Annotated in this window: 18 protein-coding genes; 8 read left to right on the forward strand and 10 right to left on the reverse strand. The window is 36.9% G+C overall.

Annotation, left to right across the window (positions count from 1 at the left end; all coding sequences use genetic code 11):
• Window positions 1-3: 3 nt before the first annotated feature.
• Both dhaK and LF20184_RS08810 read right to left on the reverse strand, forming a co-directional pair.
• Window positions 4-996 carry a dihydroxyacetone kinase subunit DhaK gene (dhaK, locus tag LF20184_RS08805; protein ID WP_010020330.1) on the reverse strand — a complete coding sequence of 331 codons (993 nt, stop codon included), beginning with the start codon at window positions 994-996 and terminating at the stop codon, window positions 4-6.
• 48 nt (window positions 997-1,044) lie between these two features.
• On the reverse strand, window positions 1,045-1,227 hold the full coding sequence (locus tag LF20184_RS08810; protein WP_010020331.1) for a hypothetical protein: 183 nt from the start codon (window positions 1,225-1,227) through the stop codon (window positions 1,045-1,047).
• 255 nt (window positions 1,228-1,482) lie between these two features.
• Between LF20184_RS08810 and LF20184_RS08815 the strand changes: the two genes are divergently transcribed.
• The 3 genes from LF20184_RS08815 (at window position 1,483) to LF20184_RS08825 (ending at window position 5,528) form a co-directional block, all read left to right on the forward strand.
• Window positions 1,483-3,201, forward strand: coding sequence for a DUF6792 domain-containing protein (locus tag LF20184_RS08815; protein WP_010020333.1), 1,719 nt, complete (start codon window positions 1,483-1,485; stop codon window positions 3,199-3,201).
• 424 nt (window positions 3,202-3,625) lie between these two features.
• The gene (gene brnQ / locus LF20184_RS08820; RefSeq protein WP_010020335.1) at window positions 3,626-5,023 is read left to right on the forward strand and encodes a branched-chain amino acid transport system II carrier protein; all 1,398 of its coding nucleotides are present in this window, start codon (window positions 3,626-3,628) and stop codon (window positions 5,021-5,023) included.
• A 1-nt stretch (window position 5,024) separates the two neighbouring features.
• A complete protein-coding gene (locus LF20184_RS08825; RefSeq protein ID WP_010020336.1) occupies window positions 5,025-5,528 on the forward strand; it encodes a GNAT family N-acetyltransferase in 504 nt (167 codons plus the stop codon).
• Window positions 5,529-5,559: 31 nt separating this feature from the next.
• Here LF20184_RS08825 and LF20184_RS08830 read toward each other — a convergent pair whose 3' ends face one another.
• Window positions 5,560-6,900 carry a glucose-6-phosphate isomerase gene (locus LF20184_RS08830; protein ID WP_010020337.1) on the reverse strand — a complete coding sequence of 447 codons (1,341 nt, stop codon included), beginning with the start codon at window positions 6,898-6,900 and terminating at the stop codon, window positions 5,560-5,562.
• Between the two features lie 61 nt (window positions 6,901-6,961).
• Window positions 6,962-7,582, reverse strand: coding sequence for a VanZ family protein (locus LF20184_RS08835; RefSeq protein WP_029606551.1), 621 nt, complete (start codon window positions 7,580-7,582; stop codon window positions 6,962-6,964).
• A 112-nt stretch (window positions 7,583-7,694) separates the two neighbouring features.
• On the opposite strand from LF20184_RS08835, the gene LF20184_RS08840 reads away from it, so the two are divergent.
• Both LF20184_RS08840 and LF20184_RS08845 read left to right on the forward strand, forming a co-directional pair.
• Window positions 7,695-9,845 carry an LTA synthase family protein gene (locus LF20184_RS08840; RefSeq protein ID WP_056945200.1) on the forward strand — a complete coding sequence of 717 codons (2,151 nt, stop codon included), beginning with the start codon at window positions 7,695-7,697 and terminating at the stop codon, window positions 9,843-9,845.
• Window positions 9,846-9,925: 80 nt separating this feature from the next.
• Window positions 9,926-12,064, forward strand: a complete 2,139-nt coding sequence (locus LF20184_RS08845) for an LTA synthase family protein (protein ID WP_010020343.1) — start codon at window positions 9,926-9,928, stop codon at window positions 12,062-12,064.
• A gap of 60 nt (window positions 12,065-12,124) precedes the next feature.
• Here LF20184_RS08845 and LF20184_RS08850 read toward each other — a convergent pair whose 3' ends face one another.
• Complete coding sequence (locus LF20184_RS08850) at window positions 12,125-13,621, reverse strand: ATP-binding protein (RefSeq protein ID WP_010020344.1); 1,497 nt, start codon at window positions 13,619-13,621, stop codon at window positions 12,125-12,127.
• Entirely contained in the window at window positions 13,621-14,370 is a 750-nt protein-coding gene (locus LF20184_RS08855; RefSeq protein ID WP_010020345.1) for a winged helix-turn-helix domain-containing protein, read from the reverse strand. The genes LF20184_RS08850 and LF20184_RS08855 overlap by 1 nt, the downstream gene beginning before the upstream one ends.
• A gap of 97 nt (window positions 14,371-14,467) precedes the next feature.
• Between LF20184_RS08855 and LF20184_RS08860 the strand changes: the two genes are divergently transcribed.
• Window positions 14,468-15,244, forward strand: a complete 777-nt coding sequence (locus LF20184_RS08860; RefSeq protein ID WP_010020346.1) for a Cof-type HAD-IIB family hydrolase — start codon at window positions 14,468-14,470, stop codon at window positions 15,242-15,244.
• 48 nt (window positions 15,245-15,292) lie between these two features.
• Here the strand turns inward: LF20184_RS08860 and LF20184_RS08865 are convergent, their stop codons facing one another.
• Together LF20184_RS08865 and LF20184_RS08870 are read right to left on the reverse strand one after the other, a co-directional pair.
• Window positions 15,293-16,288 carry a zinc-binding alcohol dehydrogenase family protein gene (locus tag LF20184_RS08865; protein WP_010020347.1) on the reverse strand — a complete coding sequence of 332 codons (996 nt, stop codon included), beginning with the start codon at window positions 16,286-16,288 and terminating at the stop codon, window positions 15,293-15,295.
• A 103-nt stretch (window positions 16,289-16,391) separates the two neighbouring features.
• Entirely contained in the window at window positions 16,392-17,063 is a 672-nt protein-coding gene (locus LF20184_RS08870; protein ID WP_010020348.1) for a hypothetical protein, read from the reverse strand.
• 317 nt (window positions 17,064-17,380) lie between these two features.
• On the opposite strand from LF20184_RS08870, the gene LF20184_RS08875 reads away from it, so the two are divergent.
• The gene (locus tag LF20184_RS08875) at window positions 17,381-17,929 is read left to right on the forward strand and encodes an NADPH-dependent FMN reductase (RefSeq protein WP_010020350.1); all 549 of its coding nucleotides are present in this window, start codon (window positions 17,381-17,383) and stop codon (window positions 17,927-17,929) included.
• Window positions 17,930-17,982: 53 nt separating this feature from the next.
• On the opposite strand, the gene LF20184_RS08880 is transcribed toward LF20184_RS08875, so the two are convergent.
• Window positions 17,983-20,610 carry a glycoside hydrolase family 3 protein gene (locus LF20184_RS08880; RefSeq protein WP_010020352.1) on the reverse strand — a complete coding sequence of 876 codons (2,628 nt, stop codon included), beginning with the start codon at window positions 20,608-20,610 and terminating at the stop codon, window positions 17,983-17,985.
• A gap of 642 nt (window positions 20,611-21,252) precedes the next feature.
• A complete protein-coding gene (locus tag LF20184_RS12775; protein ID WP_010020353.1) occupies window positions 21,253-21,438 on the reverse strand; it encodes a hypothetical protein in 186 nt (61 codons plus the stop codon).
• A gap of 78 nt (window positions 21,439-21,516) precedes the next feature.
• Here LF20184_RS12775 and coaBC point away from each other — a divergent pair, with 78 nt between their 5' ends.
• Window positions 21,517-22,707, forward strand: coding sequence for a bifunctional phosphopantothenoylcysteine decarboxylase/phosphopantothenate--cysteine ligase CoaBC (gene coaBC, locus LF20184_RS08885; protein ID WP_010020357.1), 1,191 nt, complete (start codon window positions 21,517-21,519; stop codon window positions 22,705-22,707).
• The last annotated feature ends 5 nt before the right edge of the window (window positions 22,708-22,712 follow it).

The following is a 22,712-nucleotide window of genomic DNA, read 5'->3' on the forward strand; positions in this document are numbered from 1 at the left end:
TCTCTACCAAGCGATTGTTGTAACTGATTCTTTCAAGAAATTGATCCAGTCACTGTCAGCTTTCATAATAGTTAAAGAAATTCCTTCCATATCGAGTGAAGTGACCAAATTGCCAACTTTGCTAAACTCAACATCAATACCTTTATCAGCTAATTCTTTCAAAACATCGTTAGCAAAAATATATTGTTCCATCAATGGAGTTCCACCCATACCGTTAACTAAAATGGCAAAACTTCCTGATTTATCGTCAAATTCTTTTAAAATTTTCTCGATCAATTCATGTGCTAAATCTTTTGAAGGTTGAATCTTTTCAACAGCATAACCACGTTCATTGTGGATACCAATACCGTATTCAATTTCATCATCGCCTAATTCAAATCCAGGGTGTCCGACAGCAGGCACAGTAGCTGCATGGAGGGCAATTCCAATCGTTTTAGTGTTGTCGATAACCTTTTGACCTAAAGTTGCGACATCGTCTAAGGACATCCCAGAACGTGCTGCAGCTCCAACGACTTTTTCAACTAAAGCAGTGCCGGCAACCCCACGTTTACCTTGAGTAAATTCACTGTTTTCTACTGAAATATCATCGTCAACGACAATCGTCTTAATTTTAATATCATCCGCTTCAGCCATCTCTTTAGCCATGTCGAAATTCATAACATCACCGGAATAATTCTTAACTATCAACAAAACACCTAAACCTTGATCAACAGCAGTAATAGCTTCATAAATTTGGTCAGGAGTTGGTGAAGTAAAGACTTCTCCAGCTACAGCAGCACTGAGCATCCCATCGCCCACGTAGCCAGCATGCAATGGTTCGTGACCACTACCGCCACCAGAAACGATACCGACTTGTTTGTTTTCAGTAAACTTCTTATCGTTTCTAACTACAGCTGTCGTACCATCGATCTGTCTTACTAAATCAGAATTGGTCTTAACTAAACCTGAAATCATTTCAGGTACAATATTCTCAACGTTATTAATAATCTTCTTCATATTCTCCTCCTTGTTTACGCTTACAATTTTTATTATACAGCTTTTGATTTAATCATGCTTTTTTCGTTTACTTCTAATAATAATATCTGTAATTACATCGATTCCCCAAAGAATCATACCAAATTGGAATAAGCCCGTAAGGGGATCTTTATTATTTTTTATACACCAATCAAACAAAGCTACAAACAATCCTATAATCCAATAACCTATCGAATTAAAAAAATCAGTCATAATTGTCCTCTTTCCTACTTGTTTTCAAATAAATTACGCTAATCCTTTTTGCTATTACATAAATTGTTAATCCGTTGTCTTCTAAGTATGATTTGATATCTATTCTCATCTTTCTCCAACCTCCACACTTATAGTATAGCACGTTTGTGATATAACACAAATGTGAAGTATCACAAATGTGCTATATTTTTAAATTTCTCTTAATTCCTAATTTGGCAACATTTTGTTAAACTAAAACTATTAAGAGGTGATTTAATGAGGGCCTTACTAAGTACTTTAAACAGATTAAATCATGTTTATGATCAACTCGATTTACTCAATTTTCGAGCTCACAAGAATCTTCCTTTAACTTTCAACAAGGAAGATAGTAAGAAGTTACTACCCCAAAACAAACGACTTTATTTCAGCTATTCTTATCTAAATAAAGAAAAATCTCGTTTAACAAATTTACTGTTGAACCAAATTATTGATTTACGTTTACCAATTTTTATCAAAAATAAGACTATCCATCCCCAGATGATCGATAAAGTTCTAAAACTGCAAAACATCAATCAAGCACCTGGCAAACAACGCTTCAAATTACCTTCCAGAAATCGTAAAATCAACAAATTAAAGCAATTGATCACGATGATTGAAAACGAAAATTTGAATCTTTGTCGAGGATATCTCAACCAAATTTATATCATTTTGCTAATCCATCATGCCCTACCCTTGGAATTACGAGATCAACGATATCAAGCTGGTGAATTACTTCAAGATAGCGATTTTCGGACGAAGCTTTTGCAATACGATTATGATCGCTACTTGTATGAAGAATTTGAACCGGAAAATTACTTACGACTCTTGATTTACAATCGTGTTCATCGGATGCCTGATTATGTCAAATCCTTTGAAGCTCGTAAAGTCCTACCAGAAGCTGCTGAATGCGGATTTTCTGCTACGGCTTTCCAAATTGCTATCGACGGTGTCAAAGAATTATACATCGCCTTTCGTGGAACTGAAGGTGGCGACGATAATACTATCAAATCCCGCAGCAAACGTTTTGAAGCTTCAATCTTAGAAACATACAAAGACTGGGATTACAACGTCAATGCTATTTTAATTGGCAGCGACAAAAATCTCAGTCAGTTAAAAATGGCTCGTCAATTCGTGCAATACGTTAAATCACGTAGCCTTTCTGACACCATGGTCTATGGTTTAGGACATTCCTTAGGTGGACATTTCGTGCAGACTTTGCAATTAATGGATGACTCTTTTGACGCTGGTTTCACGTTGAACTCTGCTCCAGTCAACTTAAAATTGATTCAGCATCTAAAACCAGAATTATTCACGCCTGAAATTTGGCAAAAATTATTTGATCTTACTGATGACACAGAAAATGTAAAATACATTACGACTGACTTGAAAAATCAAATCAACCGTTTGTTGCCACGAGACCACTCTGAAATCATCAACCAAAGCTTTGAACAAGATATGACCCAAGTTTTCTATGAACTACCTTTCACTATTTGGGTTGGTCAAAAATGGGAATATAATTTGAGCAATTGGCAATATCCATTCAAAAACCATCCCCGAGCCTTTTTAAGCAGTGGTGAAATCCACGCCTATCAAAGATTTTTCGAACAATTATTCGCTTATCTGACCATTTCCAATAATAGTGCTCAAGTTGTCAAAAACAGTATGAGTTTTATTAGACATCGAACGCGAATTTTGCACGATACAATCAATGATCCTAGAACGGCGAAATACTTTTTTGACTATGCTAATTATTTGTATCAGTCAGGAGTCTTTAAGGATCGGCCACAAAAAATTAGTCAAACTTTCATCGAAGAAAATAACTCTGTCCTCCGTGGTTCGTTACGTGAGTGGCCATTTTTAAAGAGCATAAACACTGATATGCTAGGCTTAGCGACCTACTTCCACGTTATAGATGGAGCTAAGCATTTCTTGAATCGTAAACCAACGAAATTATAAAAATTAGAACTTTATTAAAAAAAGGCTTGAACTTTTAATTTTATGTGCCTATAATACGAACCAACAAAACGTTGAAGAAAAAAGTAGAAATCTCAAAAACGCCTAGTGAGTCATGTTGAGTGAAAAATGACCGTCATGAGAATTTTGAAAATCATTTCTGAGTTCGGTGCCGATATGTAGGTTACCGTGGCTGCCACCATTATCAGGCTAGCGGATTATTTGTCCGTTAAGTGAGTGAGTATTTTTGTAATACCCATAAAAGGTGGTACCGTTCTATTTGAGCCCTTTTCCTTAGCTGGAAGAGGGCTCTTTTTGTTCCTAACGTTTTTAAAATTTCAAAAGGGGTGGTTAAAAATGGATTCTGATATTAGTGGCATTAAAAGCCCATCACAGATTAGAAACAACATTTTTAGGAGGAAGTTTTATGAAAGACGATTACGATTTATCAGGAGAAAAAAGAAGTAAGAAAAAATTACTACATCTACTAGTAGTATCATCATTAATTTTTGGAATGTTCTTCGGTTCTGGGAACTTGATTTTTCCAGTCCATTTAGGTCAATTATCAGGAAATAATTGGATGTCAGCTGCATTTGGTTTTGCAATTTCTGGTTCACTCTTTCCGTTACTAGCAATTTTGGCTGTTGTCGTAACAAAGAGTGATGGTTTATACGATCTAGCACGTCCAGTCGGTAAATTCTATGCCGCAATGTTCTTAGTTTTGGTTCACTTGACCATCGGACCTTTCTTCGGTACTCCACGTACTGCCGCTACTGCTTTTGAAATGGGGCTTAAACCATTCTTGCCAGCAAAATTCGACACCGTCGGGATGTTAGTTTTCACCGCTTTATTCTTTGGTTTAGCCTATGTTTTAACTGTTCACCAAAACAGATTATTGAAATACGTTGGAAAATATTTAAACACTATCTTCTTGGTATTATTAGCTGTTATCTTCGTGGTTGCCTTCTTGAACCCTATGGGTGGCTTGAATCACATGCCAACACAAGCTTATCAAACTAGTGCTACAGTCAGTGGTTTGCTCGAAGGCTACAATACGATCGATGCCGTTGCCCTTCTAGCTTTAAGTGTTACTTTCGTTCATGCTGTTAAAGGACTTGGCTACAAAGATAGAGAACTAACTGGTTTAACTGCTAAAGCTGGTTCTTTGAGTATCGCCTTAGAAGTTTTAGTTTACTTTGGATTAGTTCTTTTAGGATCATTTAGTTTGAGTAGATTAAGTCTTTCTGACAATGGTGGTACTGCTCTTTCACAAATCGTTAATTATTACTTCGGTAACTTCGGAGCTGCCTTCTTAGGTGTCTTAGTTACCTTAGGTGTTTTCACTACTGCTATGGGACTTGTTGCCTCATTCTCACAAGATTTCCACAAATTGTTCCCTAAAGTAAGTTACTTAGCTTGGCTACGTGTCACAACGGTCATGTCATTTGTTGTTGCTAACGCTGGACTTGATAACATCATCGCTTGGTCACTACCAGTACTAATGCTACTTTACCCACTATCATTAGCTTTGATCCTCGTTTCTTTGACCGTTCATTCAAAACCATACGCTGGGGTCGTTTATAAGATGACAATTGCTTTCACAGTTTTACCTGCTGTCTTTGATATGTTGAATGCTTCACCTGAAGCTGTTACAAACTTAACTTTCGTCAAAGCTGCACTAAACTTCTATCATCAATACGTTCCATTCGCCAGTTTAGGATTAGGCTGGGTCACATTGACTCTAGCAGGATTTGTTCTAGGATTAGTCTTTGGCAAATTAGGCGTCTTCGCTAGTCAAACAAATTCAGTTGAAAGTAGAAACTAGGATGATTGAAGTCGCATCTACTACTAAAGATTTCAATTTTCAGACAATCAGTGAGCTGTATTATAAAACTTGGCAATATGCTTACATTGGTCTAGTGCCACAAGCTTTATTAGATAATCTAAGAGTTGATATTTGGCATCCAGAGACTAGATGGAACAATACTTTAGTTGCCTTAGACGGTGAAAAAGTAGTCGGGGTTTGTTCATTTGGTCCTGCTAGACGTAAAAAGTATCAAGGATTTGGGGAGATCTATACGCTTTACATCTTGCCAGAATATCAACATCAAGGTATCGGTCAAAAGTTGTTCACCACTGCCTTAGAAAACTTAACTAAAAATTTTAATAACCTTTACTTGATTGTCTTGAAGAAAAATTTAATTGCCCAGGCATTTTATGAAATGTTTGGCTTTGAAGAAACGCTCGATCAAATCGCTGATCAAACAGAATATGGTCTCGTTCACGAAGTTGTCTTTACAATGAACGACAAAAAAAGCACCCTCGATTGAGGATGCTTTTTCATTTGCAATTAATTATGAATTATAGTCTCTTGTTTAATTCTTCGCCAAGTTCTTCATAACCAGGACGGCCAAGTAGACCAAACATGTTCTTCTTGTATGCTTCAACACCTGGTTGGTTGAATGGGTTAATACCATTCAAGTAACCAGAAATACCAACAGCAATTTCGAAGAAGTACATCAAGTAACCTAGGTTGAAGGCATCTTGTTTTTCAATGTGAACTGTCATAACTGGAACGCCACCGTCAGTGTGAGCTAGAACAACACCTTCGTAAGCTTTCTTGTTAACGAAGTCCATTGACTTGTTTTCCAAGTACTTCAAACCATCAAGGTTATCTTTTTCAGCAGGGATCTTAACGTCATGTCTTGGTGTGTCGATCAAAACAACAGTTTCCATCAAGTTACGACGACCTTCTTGAATGTATTGACCTAATGAGTGCAAGTCAGTTGAGAAGTTAGCTGATGATGGGTAGATACCCTTTTGATCTTTACCTTCAGATTCACCCATCAATTGCTTCCACCATTCACCAAAGTATTGAACGTTTGGTTCGTAGTTTTCTAGCAATTCTGTTGTGTAACCTTTACGGTACAAGATGTTTCTCAAAGCAGCATACTTGTATGCATCGTTCTTTGTTAGATCAGCTGATGAGTAGTCTGTACGAGCTTGTGCAGCACCTTCCATCAACTTGTCAATGTCGATACCAGCAACGGCGATTGGCAATAGACCAACAGCTGTAAGAACTGAGAAACGACCACCGATATCATCAGGAACAACGAATTCTTCGTAGCCTTCAGCATCTGATTCTGTCTTCAAAGCACCCTTAGCACGATCTGTTGTAGCGTAGATACGTTCCTTAGCACCTTCAACACCATACTTTTCAATCAATTTAGCCTTCAAAATTCTGAAAGCAATTGAAGGTTCTGTTGTTGTACCAGATTTTGAAATGATGTTAACACTGAAATCACGGTCGCCGATAACGTCTAGTAAATCAGCTAAGTAATTTGGAGAAATTGAGTTACCACAGAAGTAAACTTCTGGAACATCTTTTTCATTCTTAACATTGTAGAATGATGAACTTAGGAAGTCGATTGCAGCACGTGCACCTAAGTATGAACCACCAATACCGATACCAATGAAGACTTCTGAGTCTGATTGGATCTTCTTAGCAGCTTTCTTAATACGAGCAAATTCATCTTTGTCATAGTCAACAGGCAAATCGATGAAACCACGGAAGTCAGCACCGGCACCAGTACCCTTACGTAGTTCTTCGTCAGCAGCATTAACTAAAGCTTGCATTTCGCCGACTTCGTTGTCTTGAACAAACTTGCTCAATTTTGAATCATCAAATTTAATTTGAGTCATTTTTTTCTCTCTCCTCCATATATATCATCAAATCTAAGATTAATCATTTTCGAAGAAAATTTCAAATTTTTATTAGCTTTTTTATCCATTTTCCCAAAAAATATAATAAATACCCTACCACAGCACCTAAAGTGTTGAAGATAACGTCATCAATATCGGTGACGCCGGTGTGCAAAACAAACTGTAAAGCTTCAATTGACACTGAGATCATCGCACCCATTAAGACAACTTGCAGGAAGTTGAGGTGGCGCTTACTTAATGCGGGAATGAAAAACCCCATCGGTACGAACCACACAATATTACCATACAAATTATAAAAAAAGTCGACCAATGACTTAGCATCTGCCAATTTCATTGTTTCTATCAGTGGAATAGTATTTATATCGGTTAACGGACGATGCCAATAAAATTTGAATTGCCATATGAAATAGCCATCTCGAAAAACTGTCAAAGCAAAAAGTAGGAAAACATAAAATACGAACATGCTGAGCCAAAACTCATACCAAAAGGTAGTTTTTCTTCTCTTTATTTTAACCCAGATATACCTTAAAATTATAAAAATTAAAGTATATAATATTGCTTTATCAACAGCGTAAAAAGAAAGCCGAATCAATGGAAAATGATTAATTTTTGTTGCAAAGCGCTCATATATATAACTATATAACGGTCCTAAAAATATCATTTTGCTCATTCTTTCCCACTTTTTACCTATAACGTATTATACTAACAATTAAGTGATTTATTTAGTCTTTAAATAGATTTATTTAAGAATTTTTAAAAACAAGGAACTTTCAATGAATAAATTAAAAAATATTTTGAATAAACGACTTGGCTTTATGGGCCTACTAGTAGCTTTACTATGGATCAAAACGGTTATTGCCTACTATTCTGATTTTTCATTAGGCGTTTCGGACCCGTTACAACACTTCATTTTGATAATCAATCCTATTGCTACAGCCGTTATACTTTTAAGTATAGCGTTATACATCAATCGCCCCAAAATTTCCTATATCGTTATGGGGTTCATCTATCTGTTGGAATCCGCCCTTTTATATGGAAACATTCTTTATTACCGAGAATTTAGTGATTTTCTATCCTTTAACACGATTGCTGGGGCTGCTAAAGTTTCCAAAGGTCTCGGTGGTAGTGCCGCTAATTTAGTCCAAATTCATGATTTTATTTATGGTTTAGATTTCATTATTTTAGCAATTTTGTTACTTACTCATTATATCAAAATTGATCCCCAACCAATGAAAAAGTTAACTGCAATTGCAACAACTTTTTTGGGTATTTTTTTATTTTCACTGAACTTAACTATCGCCGAAAGTAACCGTCCGCAATTGTTAGGTCGAACTTTTGATCGTGCTTATATTGTTAAGTATTTAGGACTAAATAGTTTTCTAGCCTATGATTCGATTAAAACAGTTCAAAATAATCAAGTTCGTTCGGAAGCTGTTGGAACCGATATGGATGATGTTTTAACTGAAGTCAAAAAGAATTATGCCAAACCTAACCCTGTTTATTTCGGCAAGGCTAAGGGTAAAAATATCATTGTCATTCATTTGGAGAGTTTTCAACAATTCCTCATTAATTACAAAGTCAATGGTCAAGAAGTTACACCGTTTTTAAACAGTCTTTACAGCGATAAAAATACAATGTCATTTGACAATTTTTATCATGAAGTCGGACAAGGAAAAACTAGTGATGCTGAAAACATGCTAGAGACTGGACTCTTTGGATTACCCGAGGGATCTCTCTTCTCAAAACTTGGTAGTGACAATACTTTCCAAGCTGCTCCAGCGATTCTAGGACAACAAGATGGCTATACTAGCGCCGTCTTCCACGGTAATATTGGAAGTTTTTGGAATCGTGATAATGTTTATAAAAACATGGGCTATGATTATTTCTTTGATTCTACTTATTTCAATAAAACTGATAATTCGAGTTTGGAATATGGAATGAAAGACAAGTTAATGCTCTCAGAAAGCGTTAAATACCTCGAACAGCTGCAACAGCCTTTCTACACTAAGTTTATTACCGTTACTAATCATTATCCATTTGAATTGCCAGATGAAGATAACGATGGTTTCCAAGCACCAAATACTAATAACAGTGCTGTGAATAATTATTTCTTAACGGCTCATTACTTGGATAATGCCTTGGAAGAATTCTTCAATTACTTGAAGTCGAGCGGTATTTACGATAACTCCATGATTGTTTTATACGGTGACCATTATGGATTATCAAATAATCAAAACCCTGACTTAGCACCGCTATTAGGTATCAATTCTGATAATTGGACTGACTTCAACGATTCGCAAATGCAAAAAGTTCCTTTTATGATTCATATGAAAGGCCTAAAAGGTGGTATCAATCATTCCTATGGTGGAGAAATCGACGTTCTACCTACCATCTTGCATTTAGCTGGTATCAATACTAAGCAATACGTTCAACTAGGAACTGACTTATTATCTAAACAACACAACCAAATCGTCATCTTTAGAAATAAAAACTTCGTCACGCCACATTACACAGTTCTAAAAGATGGCAATGGTGATCCGAAAGTTTATAAGAATAAAACTGGCGAATTAGTCGATTTAAGTCAAAATCCTGAATTAAAACAAAAAGTTGCTAAATGGCAACAATACGTCAATGATAAGTTGAAACTCTCCGATACTATCAACAACAAGAATCTGTTGAGATTCTACACACCAACTGGTTTTACACCGGTTGATAGTAAAGAATATAATTATCAAAATGAGATTCAAAAACTAGTTGCCACGAGAAATGATCTCGGATTGAAGTCAACGAGTGTCTATTCGCAAAACGGCAACAAATCAACTACTGATCTCTATACAACTAATGCTCCCGAACTAAATGGCGACAGAAGTGTTATTGATAGTTGGTCCAGCGTTCTCAAGGGAAAAAATGATTCTACTAAGTAAGTCAGCGGAAGCTGGCTTTTTTTCTTTTCTCAAATAACGTATTATTTAATTAATGAATTAATTTAGTTATGAGGGACATTATGCAAAAAATAAAATCCATATTGAACACTCGATTAGGATTCATGGGTTTCCTAGTCTTGTGCCTATGGTTAAAAACAACGATCACCTATTATTTAGACTTTAATTTAACAATCAATAATTTATGGCAATACTTTTTTATGACAGTTAATCCCTTAGCTACATTAGTTTTCTTACTAGGATTAGCACTCTACATCAATAAGCCCAAGATTTCATATTTAGTCATGGGGCTTATTTATCTTGCTGACTCAATTTTTATCTACGCTAATCTACTATATTATCGTGAAATGGCTGACTTCATTTCAGTCAGTACGATGCTTGGCGTTACTAAAGTTGCTAAAGGCTTGGGCGCCAGTACTTTGAGTTCGATGCAGCCAAGAGATCTGATCTACTTGATTGACTTTGTAGTGATAATTTTGTTATTCGCAACTCGTTTTGTAAAAATCGACCAACGTCCCTTTAGAAAACTCAATGCCCTAGCTACTAGTATGTTAGGAATTGCTTTATTTTCTGCTGATCTAGCGGGTTCTGAAGCCAACCGCCCACAATTGCTAGGTAGAACTTTTGATCACTCTTACATCGTCCAATATCTCGGCATCAACTCATTTTTAGGCTATGATTCAGTCCGTTCAGTTCAAAACAACCAAGTGCGTTCTAATGCTACCGAAGCTGAAATCGATGGCGTCTTAGATTATGTAAATAACAATTATGCCAAACCAAATCCTAAGTACTTCGGTAAAGCCAATGGCAAAAATATTATCATCATCCATCTAGAAAGTTTTGAGCAATTTCTGATCGGCATGAAAGTTAATGGTCAAGAAGTTACGCCATTTATAAATAGTCTTTACAATGACCAAAATACCCTTTCATTCGACAACTTCTTCAATGAAGTCGGTAATGGTCGAACGAGTGATGCAGAAACAATGCTTGAATCAGGTTTATTCGGATTACCTGAAGGTTCATTTTTCCAAAAACTTGGTGGCGACAACATTTTTCAATCCGCTCCAGCAATTTTAGCTCAGCAAAAAGGTTATACGAGTGCTGTTTTCCACGGTAATATCGGAAGTTTTTGGGGACGAAATATTACCTATAAAAACATGGGCTACAATTATTTCTTCGATAAAAGCTACTATGACACCAAAGATTCTGATAGCTTATCGCTAAACGGCTATGGTGTTAAAGACAAGTTGCTCTTTTCTGAAGGGGTCAAATATCTAGAACAAATGCAACAACCCTTCTATACCAAATTCTTAACTATCACTAATCACGTCGGCTATCAATTTTCTGATGAAGACAATGCCGGTTTCCAAACTTCTGACAACGAGAACCCTATTGTAAACGACTATTTCAAAACTGCCCATTATCTCGATAAATCAGTCGAAGAATTTTTCAATTATCTAAAGGCTTCCGGCTTAGAAAAAAATACTATGGTCGTACTTTACGGTGATCATTATGGATTAAATGACGAACAACACAAAGCTCTTTCGACAATGATTGGCAAAACCCCAGAGACTTGGACAAAATTTGACAATACTCAAATGCAACGTGTTCCTTTTATGATTCATATGAACGGACTAAAAGGTGGAATTAATCACACTTATGGTGGCGAAATTGATGTTCTGCCAACAATCTTGCATTTAGCTGGAGTCAACACTAAATCGTACGTACAGTTAGGAACCGATTTACTTTCCAAGCAGCATAATTCAATCGTTGCTTTTAGAAAGAAAAGTTTCGTAACGCCAAAATACACTGTCATCAGAAATGGAGCTTCGACAACTGTTTATGCCAATGAAACCGGTGAAGAGATCGATATGCGCAACAATCCTGAATTAGTCACTAAAGTTGCTAAATGGGAAGAAGATGTTGATACCAAGCTCAAGACCTCTGACAATATCAATAACAAAAACTTGCTTCGCTTCTATACACCAAAGGGCTTCACTCCTACTGATCCGAATAATTATTCTTATTTGAATCAAGTGCAACAAATGGAGGAACTTCGTAACAAACTCGGAGATAAATCAACTAGTCTCTATTCAAAAAATGGCAATAAATCAACAACCAATCTCTATACAACTGATGCGGTACAATTACAAAATGATCGTACGCCAATCGATAGTTGGGACTATTTGAATCAAAAATAAAAAAGGAATCTCATCAAATGTAGCTATAACTACACTCAAATGAGATTCCTTTTTTAATTATTAATCTTGTTTTTGTTCATCTTTCTTATGTTCGAATCCTTCATCAAACAATGTCACGGTGAACGTCGTTCCTTCGTTGAGCTTACTCTTAACTTCAATTTCACCACCATGGTTTTCCACCAATTGATGGACGATTGAAAGTCCAAGTCCTGACTCACCATATTTACGATTCTTACGAGATGGATCAGCTTTGTAGTAACGGTCCCAAATATTCTTGACTTGGTCTTCTGACATCCCGATACCAGTATCAGAAATTATGAAGACTGAAGCGTGACGTTCCTCATTACGACTGCCACTAATAAATATCTTGCCATCCTTCGTAAACTGAATAGCATTTTGCATGATATTAAAGATCACTTGTACAAAACGGTCATAATCGGCGTAGGTCTTCAATTCACCTTCATAAGGTTTCAAAATCAACTCATCACCAGCTGTTTTAGCCTTTTTATCCAATTGCGACGTAATATCATGCAATGGTTTATTAGCATCGAAAACTCGTTTAGCCATAGTGATTTGGTTAGTTCTAATCTTTTCATAATCCAAGTTCTCGTTGACTAATCGAATCAAACGCTTAGTTTCATTACGCATCAATTGAATACTTTGACCTTTAGACTCTTCAGGAATGGCATCATAAGCTAATCCTTCCAGAAGTCCATTAATAGTCGTCAGTGGCGTTCTCATTTCGTGAGAGGCATCGGCCATAAATTCCTTACGACGCTGTTCCTGACGTTTAATTTCAGTATCAGAGGCCTCTAGTGACTTAACCATCTGGTTGAAATCATCAGCCAAATCGTCTAATTCGTCGCGACCTTTACTCTCGATATGAACTGAGAAATCATTATTGGCAACTCGTTTGGTAGCTCCACGCAAGCGATTGATTCGGTTGACTTGATATCTCGACAATAAGAAACTCAAAATAATCGCTGCCAAAAGAGAAATCAGCAAGGCAAAATAAAGTCGACTGTTGATCTCACCGATATTAGTTTGCAATTCCGAGACATCTGAACCTGCCCAGACAGCCGCAATCAACTTACCATTTTGGAACCACGGCGTTAGAACGTAAACATAACTGCGGTTGTCATCTTTTCGAAGTCTTGGATTACCTTCGGTATTTTGCGATTTTTGAATATTACGAATCGTCTTACCTTGCTTGAGCTTTTTCCAGTAAGATTGCTTCAAGTGCAATTTCACATTCGTTGGTGGCGTTGGATAAACTTGGTTATTGTTGTAATCAAAAATAGCGAATTGAACATTTCTCTCAGATAAAACTTGTTCAACCGTTCTAATGTTGTCGCCAGTGATGTTATGAATCTGCCCAGTTTTAGGATCAGTTTTCAAAGCTATCTTTTCCAGATTACCAGCATAACTTTCCAAACTCTTGTAAGTTCGATTGTATTCCCAGTTCGTAGCTGCACTAGTGACGGAATACAAAATAATTCCAAGAGTCGTCAAAATAACGATCAAAAAACTCAGCATGTTTTGATAGATTAATTTCATTATGCCTTATTCTTTGCTCCTGTATCATCGAATTTGTAGCCAACACCCCAAACAGTTTCAATAACTTGCGGTCCAACCTTTTCAATCTTTTGACGCAACTTCTTAATATGGGCATCAACGGTTCTTTCTTCACCGAAGTAATCGTAATCCCAAACTTGTTCTAGCAATTGTTCACGTGAGAAAACTTGTTTAGGCTTACTTGCTAAAGTCTTCAACAAATCAAATTCCTTCGGTGTTAAATCAGGAATCTCTTTGCCATTCAAATAAGCTTCACGAGTATTTGAGTTTAATTTGAAGAAACCAGTATTGATATCAAAGCCGTCGTCAGCTTCTTCTACTTCAGCGTTAACAGGAGTTGATTCAGCTAATTTTTCTGCCATATTCTCATCACGACGATGGATAGCTTTCATTCTAGCAATCAAAGTAATGGGACTGAATGGCTTTGTGACGTAGTCGTCAGCTCCAAATTCCAAACCGAGTACTTGATCACTTTCTGTATCACGAGCTGTCAACATGATAATAGGAACGGTCTTGGAAACTTTTCTAATTTCTTTAGCAACTTCCATCCCATCTTTTCCCGGTAAGTTCAAGTCTAAGGTAATCATGTCCCATTTGTCGGGATCTTCGTTGAACATATCAACGGCTTCATTACCGTCGTAGGCAAAACTTGCTTCCCATTTTTCTTTTTGGAAAAACATGCCCATCATTTCAGATACAGACTTGTTGTCCTCAATCATTAATATTTTCATAAACATATCACTCCATATGTGAGATTTGACTATATCATTACAATAAAAATTGTTACCATATTACTAGTATACAAAATAAAATTAAGTTGGTGATTTTTTGCAAAACAATTATCGTGGTACCGTCTTCTTTGATTTGGACGGAACCTTACTAAACGCCGAATCTCGAGTGGATGACTCCGTAGCAACAGCAGTCCACCAATTGAAAGAGAATGGCTATTTACCAGTTATCAGTACTGGGCGCTCCCCTATCGAAATCGAGGCTGCTACTAGTACGACTGGTATTGATACTTATATTACTTTAAATGGCGCATTTGTCCAATCACAGGATAAGGTCATTTATCAAAATAATATTAAACCTGAATTAGTCAAGCAAGTTATCGAACAGGCGAAAGAATTCGGCGACAGTGTCAGCATGCACTCTCCGACTGAATCATTTCTCAGTGAAGCTAGTCCGTTCGTTGAAGAATTTTATCGTGCCGTTGATATCGATTTACCTTTAATCGACCCACTCTTTTACCAAAAGGGTGATGTTCCTATGGTCGTAGTCGTATCAGGCGGCGATTCAGAACGTTATCAAGAAAAATTCCCTGAACTAAAATTCTACAAAACTGGTCCTTATTCAATCGATACTGTCGAAAAAGACGTCTCCAAAATGAGTGGTATCAAACATCTTATTAAAGGCTTAGCTTTAGAAGACAAGCCAGTTTACGCATTCGGCGACGGAACTAATGATTTACCAATGATCAAATATGCTGATTATGGAATTGCCATGGGTAATGGTATAGATTCAGTTAAAGACGCTGCTACTTATATTACCACTGAAAACGTTAACGGTGGTATTGTTAACGGCTTGAAACATTACAATTTAATCTAAATAAAGAGGATGACACTCACTTAAGTATCATCCTCTTTTTAGCTTAAATTAAGCTTTAATAACTACTTTGCCCATCATGTGACCAGCTTCAACTAATTGCGTAGCTTTTTTAATATTTTCTAAGTTAAAGCCATGGAAGACCCTTGTCACGGTTGAATCAATCATGCCACTGTCTAGACCTTGAGCTAATTTCTCCAGATAGTCGCCTTGTGTGGACATTGAAGCCAACTTGAATTTAGCTTTAGTAAACATCCACTCCCAAGCAAAGTTGACCGATTTTTGTTTCAAATCAGCAATTTGTGATTCACGTAGATTAGTAATCGTTGCAAAGGTTCCGAATGGTTTGATCAATTCTACGATTTCTGACCAGTGTGGATCATTGTCACTCAACCCCAAAATGTAATCGACATTCTTTATTCCTAGGTCGTGAACTTGTTCAATTAGGTCATGATGATGATTGACCACTAAATCAGCTCCTAAGGTTTTGACCCAATCGACCTTTTCTGACGTTGAAGCAGTAGCAATCACTCTTAGACCGGCTAAATGAGCCAATTGAATGGCAATCGAACCGACACCACCGGCACCATTGATAATCAAGACAGTTTTATCCCGATTGTCGTGAGTCGGATTGATCTGTAATTTTTCAAATAATAGTTCACTAGCTGTCAAAGTTACTAATGGCATAGCGACACTTTTCTCAATCGAAGTCTTCTTTGGTGCATGAGCTACAATTCGTTCATCAATCAATTCATATTCTTGATAAGAACCGTCACGAGTGTAGTCGCCAGCAAAAAAGACTTTGTCGCCGACTTGGAAATTTTTAACTTCACTACCGACTTCATCGACTACGCCATAACCGTCATAGCCTAAAATTTTGGGATCTGACAATTCATCAACAATTTTCTTTCTAGTAGCGATATCCACAGGATTGATCGAAATACCCTCAATTTTGACTAACAAGTCTCTTCCTGTGGGATTTTCTTTAGTTTTTTCAAATTCTGTAAAGCTTTCAACTTTATCATTAGTGACACCGAATGCTTTCATAAATTAACCCTCTTTTTGTAGCTTTACCTCATTTTATAACAAAAAATCCGCTAACTCCAAATTAATGGTGAAAACGGATTTATAATTATTCGAATGTAGTTGTTTAACCGATAATTTCAACGGTTGCGCTAGTAATTCCATATGAAGGAATCATACTATTTGGCATCGCCATATCGATTTGGTATGGATTGTCATAGGCAAATGTTCCGGTATCGTTAACAGTACGATAATAGACATCCCCTTGAGCTGTAGTAATCTTCAAACGTGATCCGCGTGGAATAACATTTAAGTTAGTAGCAACTCCTGAATAACCCATGTTTGATCCTAAAACAGCTGGATCATAAAAACTGATTTTGAAAGTCCCAACATTGCGACCAACTGATTGCATTTCTACAGGTGGTTCAGCAGCGGCTTGTGTAATAGCTTGTTGTGACTGTTCGAATTGTTCTGGTTGTGATTCTTGAACTGGTGCATGATCAACCTCAACTTCTTGTTGAAGTGTTTCTACATCAGCCATATTTGGATCTTTTTCACTGTGACTAATACCTGGCATAAATTCCTTGTTACCTGGTAATGATACCTTTTTGTTTAGTGTGTTAGCATCATCATTAACTGTTTGATGTGTTTCCAAATTAGTTAATGTTTTATGAAAATCCGTTGTATTACTTACTTGTTCAGTTGATGTATCGGCAGCATATGCGACTGTGTATCCCATTCCCCCTGTGACGATCAAACTGATAATAAGTAGTGCATCTAATTTAATTTGCTTTAGCAACTAATCTCTCCCCGGTTTTATGTTTACCAGAGGACACTATACAAGATGAATATGACAAACATATTACAGACACAATAAAAAAATTCCAGTGAACTAGATTTCTGTAATCTTTTTGTAATGAGATTCATATTGTTTTATATTATTTAGAATATTTTGACAAAAGCGGTGAATTTTAACATATTGTGAGTTATTTATCAATGTTTTTGTAACCGATTACCACATCTTAAAAAAATATTTTTGTTTGCGAGAACAAATATTTGTTGAATAAATTTTTTTGTGATAATTTAGAAACATCGAAGGATATGGAGGAGTTTTATATGTCAAAAAAAATTGCTGTTGTAGTTGGTAGTTTACGTAAAGGATCATTCTCAAAACAAATTGCTAAGAATGTTATGAAGTTATTCCCTAGCGACTACGAACCAGAATTTGTTGAAATTGGTAACCTACCACTTTATAACGAAGATATTGATACACCTGAAAACGTTCCTGCAGAATATACTGCATTCAGAGACCAAATCAAAGAAGCTGCTGGTGTTTTATTCGTCACACCTGAATACAACCGTTCAATTCCTGGTGGCTTGAAGAACGCTATTGATGTTGGTTCTCGTCCTTATGGTCAAAGTGCTTGGGACAAGAAGCCTGCTGCTGTAATCAGTGTTTCACCTGGTGCTATTAGTGGTTTCGGTGCTAACCATGCTCTACGTCAATCATTAGTATTCTTGAACATGCCAACATTGCAACAACCAGAAGCTTACATCGGAAATGTTACAAACATTCTTGATGAAGACGGCAACGTTGCTGAAGGTACAGTTGGTTTCTTACAAAGTATCGTTGATGCTTACGTTGAATTATTAAACAGATATTAATTAACACAAAAAGTGAATCAATTCCTAATCGAATTGGTCCGCTTTTTTTTCATCTAAAATTTTAATTTCAAAACTGCTCTCAAAACATTGATGGCAGATTTTTGTAAATCTCCTAAGTACAAATCATTATTGTCTTTCCACTTACCAGAAAGTAAAACATGATTTTTATCAGTAATTTGGGCCACGCCGTCATAAACCCAATCTTTGAGTCGATCTTTTAAGTTTGAATCATCGCCAATTCTGAGTTTAACGAGCACGTCTCCTTCGTTATCAACGATGAAATCATTCCACATCTCAGTTTCCGTGCTACGTTTCTTCAAGAAATCATAACCATGTTTGATTAACAAATTACCTTGCTCATCAAATTCCGGTCCAAAGTCAGTCACCGCACTCATCAACTCTGATTTTGAACTTCCCGGCATGATCAAGTCATTTCCAGCGTGCATGCTTTGTTTAGGATCAGCTGAACTGAACCAATCGGTCATAACTAAGCCCTCGAAATGCCATTCATCACGTAAAACATTCGTTAGTAATTCAAAGTTACTACCAGAAAAAATGCCGTTGACGCGATTGTAAGAAGTCATGATAGAAACTGGTGCACAAGTCTTGATAGCAATCTCAAAATTACGTAAATAAATCTGACGTAGAGCTTGTTCGCCAATAACACTGTTGCCATAATTTCGATGACTTTCTTGATTGTTACCGAAGAAATGCTTAATCGTCACGCCGATTCCATGATGCGTTTGGACACCTTTTGTTTCAAAAGCAGCCATTGTTCCTGACAAATAAGGATCTTCTGAGAAATATTCAAAATTGCGTCCACCGAGTGGATCACGATGAATATTCATACCTGGAGCTAACCACAGATCAACTCCAAATTCTTTTAATTCAGTTCCAACGGCAAAACCAACTTTTTCAATCAAATCTTTATTCCAAGTTTGTGCTAAAGCTGTTCCAATTGGCCAAGCTGTCGCAAAATGCTCAATTACCTGGTCGTTTCGTTTATAAACTGGCTCAACTCTAACTCCCGCAGGTCCGTCGGCCATAACAATTGCTGGAATCCGTTTATTCTTAATTGTTCCAGTTTGCCCGGCAGCTCCCGGAACTAAATCTGAAGAAATACCAACGACGCCATTTTTGTTAGCTGACATTTGGCCTTCAACTAAATCGACTAATTCTTGATCAGTTAAACTAGCAACGAATTCTGCTAACTCGACATCGCCATTACTTACATCGTCTAAAGTTTTGCCCGCTGCATTGCGAACGTGTTCAATGATTTGATTCAAGCCTTTACCTGGTAAGTCTTCACGTTTTTCAACAAAAGTTGTCACGTCATTCTTTTCTTGGTAATGAGCAAACTTTGTCTCTGGGAAATTAGTGGCTTTTAATAAGAAGAAAGGTACTCCACTGACATTTTTCAAAGATACTTTATTAGCTGTCAAAGTAGTTGGATCAATTCTTGGTACTAACAAATTATCAACTTTTTTTAAGATAACCTTCTCATCCAATTTGAAAGTTGCGACTACTTGTGTGTTTTTCGAACTATTACCCACTCGCAAGTAATAAGTTCCCGGCATCAAAACGTAAGCGCCCAATTCACTGTCAAAGATGCTCAAATCAGACATTGGAACAGTAAATTCCAAAGTTTGACGAGCATTTGGACGTAGTGAGGTCGTCTTTTGATAAGCTACCAAGTCTTGATAAGGTGTCGGAATATCGGACTGAGGCTTTGATACATAGACTTGTACCGTCTCTTGACCAGAAAATTTCTCACTGCTATTTTCAACCGCAACTTGTAGACGAATCCGATCTTCATTAACATTGACCTTTTGCGTCTTTAAGAAAAACTTCGCATAACTTTGACCAAAACCGAATTCAAAACGTGGTTTAATTTGAAAACTGTCAAAATAACGATATCCGACATAAATTCCTTCAACATATTCCGGATTAGACATCCCAAAATTTTCGGAACTAGGATAATCTTCATAGTTATAAGCCCAAGTATCGGTCAATTTACCAGAAGGTGTTTTGGTGCCATCGAGAATTTCTGCCACAGCATCACCAGCCGTCATCCCCAATTGAGAAACCAAAACGACACTATCAAGCATTGGACATTGATCGATGAAACTAGTATCCATAACACCGCCAACGTTTAATAGGACGATACTATTAGAATAAAATTGACTCATTTGGATGATATTTGATAACTCATTATCGGTTAACTTAAAGTCACCTTTACGATTGCGGCGGTCATAATTTTCACCAGATACACGAGAAATCACATAAATCCCCGTTGCTGCATCCTCAAATTCAGCTATCTCTGGGTCTTTAAAAGTGAACCCTGGTGCCAAAATTGCCATCGGGTCATCCTTTAATTTTTCATCGTGCTCATGCTTTTGTTGCTGATAGAAACGTTGCAATCGCATCAACCAAGACTTAGTCGTAACTGTAAAACCAGCATTTTCTAAACCTTGCAAAATACTAACGACACTTCTTTGGTTAACGTCACCTGAACCAGTTCCACCCTTTACAGTGGCAAAAGCACCGTGTCCATATAGAGCAACTGTTTTATTTTTTAATGGTAAAGTTTGATTTTTATTTTGTAATAAAACGATAGCCTCTTGAGCAGCATCTTTAGCTAACTCTTGATTTTCAAGCTCTCGTTGAGAAATATTTTCCATCTCAAAACCTCTTCTCTGGTGGAAATTTTATTAACTTAATTTTACACTTTTATGTACTAAAGGTCGAAATTCCAAAAAGTATTTTGAATTGTGTGTTATGATGCCGTCGTCCGTTCGGCCCTGGAAAATTGCTGGAACGCCATGGGCACGACTTGGAGCCTTTGCTAAGACCAAACCCGGGCAAAGTCTTCAAGCTCGACCTTTCACTAGGCAATAAATTGCCAAGAGAAATTTCATGGCTGAGCATTTTCCAGAACCTCACTCCCGACTAGATAGTGATTTCTATCTTTATATAAATTACTTCAGAAAATTAATAGAAGATATTATTAGAATTGCAGTAAATTGCTGTGGTTCTAGTAGTATCTTCTTTTTATATGCGTTGTAAAAAATAAATAGAATTGTTATTTAAAAAGTATGTGTTTAATTCTATCTAAATAGAAGTTGAAATTTAGTCGGGAGCAAAAGCCCTGTGATGGCTCAGCCGCCAGATTTCTTGTTAGTGCTTTAGCACTTACAAGAAGGCCTAGTTTTGAGATTTTGCGTCTTTGGGGCCATGCAAAAGCTCAAAATAGTGCCGGCAGCGTTCCAGCCAATCACAGGGCTTTTGCGGACGACGGCATATTTAACTAAACCCAAACTACCTTATTTAAGAAACTTACTAAACAAAAACTTATGCACGACAACCACAATAGCTAACAAAATAACCCCAATCAAAACTTCGCTGAACAAAAAATTCCATCCCAATGCCAAAAAGATATTCAAAAGCGGATTATTCAAAATCGAAACCAACAATAAAAACAAAATTATGTCTGCTGTATAAATACTCATGTTTTCCTCCATATACTAGCTAATAGTATATCCAAAAATTGTATAATAATAGTAGAAAAAAGTTATACGAGGTGAAAAATGTTAAAGGGTAAAAACATTGCAGTCTATGTCAGTGGTGGCATTGCTGCATACAAAACGCTCAATGTTGTTAGAGCATTGATCAAACAACATTCTAACGTACAAGTCATTATGACTAAGGAGGCTCAACAATTTGTCACACCGTTGACCTTTGCTACTTTGAGCCAACGACCCGTCATTACTGATAATTTTACAGCCCAAACTAGTAACGACGACTTTATTCCCCACATCAAATTGGCTTTGTGGACTGATTTAGCAATTGTTGTTCCAGCTACTGCCAATATTATCGGGAAAATGGCTAACGGTATCGCTGATGATATTGCATCAACTAGTTTACTAGCTACTAAAGCTCCTAAACTGGTTTTCCCAGCAATGAACACTGATATGCTAGAAAACCCTGCTGTCCAAAGAAATCTTCAATTCTTGCAAGCTAATAATGTCAAAGTTGTTCAACCAGCAACTGGCTTTTTAGCCGAAGGGATGACTGGCAAAGGTCGTCTACCTGAATTAGACCAAATCATGACTTCTATCGAAGAGTTCTTTATTGAACCTAAACTAAAAGGTAAAAAAATTATCGTCACTGCCGGTGGTACTAAAGAAGCCATCGATCCAGTCAGATATATCGGCAATCGTTCCTCTGGCAAAATGGGTATCGCTATGGCGCAAGTTGCCCGTGATTTAGGTGCTGACGTTACTTTGATTACTAGTGTTAAAACCGAGTTATCTGGTGTCAATAAAATAGAAATTCAAACAGCAGACGAATTAATGGCAGCTTTACGACAAGAATTTCCCCAAGCTGACGTATTAGTTATGGCTGCCGCGGTCGCTGACTTCAAACCGATGACGGTTGCTGATCAAAAGATCAAGAAAAACCCCAATGAAGATATCTTCACTATCAAATTAACCAAGAATCCTGATATCCTAAAAACTATCGCTGCTACAAAAACTAACCAATTCGTCGTTGGCTTTGCTGCCGAAACACAAAATCTTTTGGATAACGCCGAGAAGAAGCTCAATAGTAAAAATGCTGACGTCATCTTAGCCAACAATGTTGCTCAAGCTGGTGCTGGATTCGGTGTCGATACTAACAAAATGACCCTTTTACAGAAAAATCATACTCCAGAAACTTGGCCTTTGATGTCAAAAGTCGACGTCGCTAAGAAATTCTGGGACTTCTATTTACAACAATAATCTCA

Origin of the sequence: Companilactobacillus farciminis KCTC 3681 = DSM 20184 (assembly GCF_002706745.1) — a bacterium.
Classification (GTDB): Bacteria; Bacillota; Bacilli; order Lactobacillales; family Lactobacillaceae; genus Companilactobacillus; species Companilactobacillus farciminis.

Bases quoted from the DNA above. Each gene is read 5' to 3' on its own strand.
- LF20184_RS08855 (WP_010020345.1), bottom strand. From the start codon at position 14,370: ATGAAAATATTAATGATTGAGGACAACAAGTCTGTATCTGAAATGATG.
- coaBC (WP_010020357.1), top strand. From the start codon at position 21,517: ATGTTAAAGGGTAAAAACATTGCAGTCTATGTCAGTGGTGGCATTGCT.
- LF20184_RS08825 (WP_010020336.1), top strand. From the start codon at position 5,025: ATGATTGAAGTCGCATCTACTACTAAAGATTTCAATTTTCAGACAATC.
- LF20184_RS08835 (WP_029606551.1), bottom strand. From the start codon at position 7,582: ATGATATTTTTAGGACCGTTATATAGTTATATATATGAGCGCTTTGCA.
- LF20184_RS08810 (WP_010020331.1), bottom strand. From the start codon at position 1,227: ATGACTGATTTTTTTAATTCGATAGGTTATTGGATTATAGGATTGTTT.
- LF20184_RS08850 (WP_010020344.1), bottom strand. From the start codon at position 13,621: ATGAAATTAATCTATCAAAACATGCTGAGTTTTTTGATCGTTATTTTG.
- LF20184_RS12775 (WP_010020353.1), bottom strand. From the start codon at position 21,438: ATGAGTATTTATACAGCAGACATAATTTTGTTTTTATTGTTGGTTTCG.
- LF20184_RS08880 (WP_010020352.1), bottom strand. From the start codon at position 20,610: ATGGAAAATATTTCTCAACGAGAGCTTGAAAATCAAGAGTTAGCTAAA.
- LF20184_RS08830 (WP_010020337.1), bottom strand. From the start codon at position 6,900: ATGACTCAAATTAAATTTGATGATTCAAAATTGAGCAAGTTTGTTCAA.
- brnQ (WP_010020335.1), top strand. From the start codon at position 3,626: ATGAAAGACGATTACGATTTATCAGGAGAAAAAAGAAGTAAGAAAAAA.
- LF20184_RS08840 (WP_056945200.1), top strand. From the start codon at position 7,695: ATGAATAAATTAAAAAATATTTTGAATAAACGACTTGGCTTTATGGGC.
- LF20184_RS08815 (WP_010020333.1), top strand. From the start codon at position 1,483: ATGAGGGCCTTACTAAGTACTTTAAACAGATTAAATCATGTTTATGAT.
- LF20184_RS08875 (WP_010020350.1), top strand. From the start codon at position 17,381: ATGTCAAAAAAAATTGCTGTTGTAGTTGGTAGTTTACGTAAAGGATCA.
- LF20184_RS08865 (WP_010020347.1), bottom strand. From the start codon at position 16,288: ATGAAAGCATTCGGTGTCACTAATGATAAAGTTGAAAGCTTTACAGAA.
- LF20184_RS08845 (WP_010020343.1), top strand. From the start codon at position 9,926: ATGCAAAAAATAAAATCCATATTGAACACTCGATTAGGATTCATGGGT.
- dhaK (WP_010020330.1), bottom strand. From the start codon at position 996: ATGAAGAAGATTATTAATAACGTTGAGAATATTGTACCTGAAATGATT.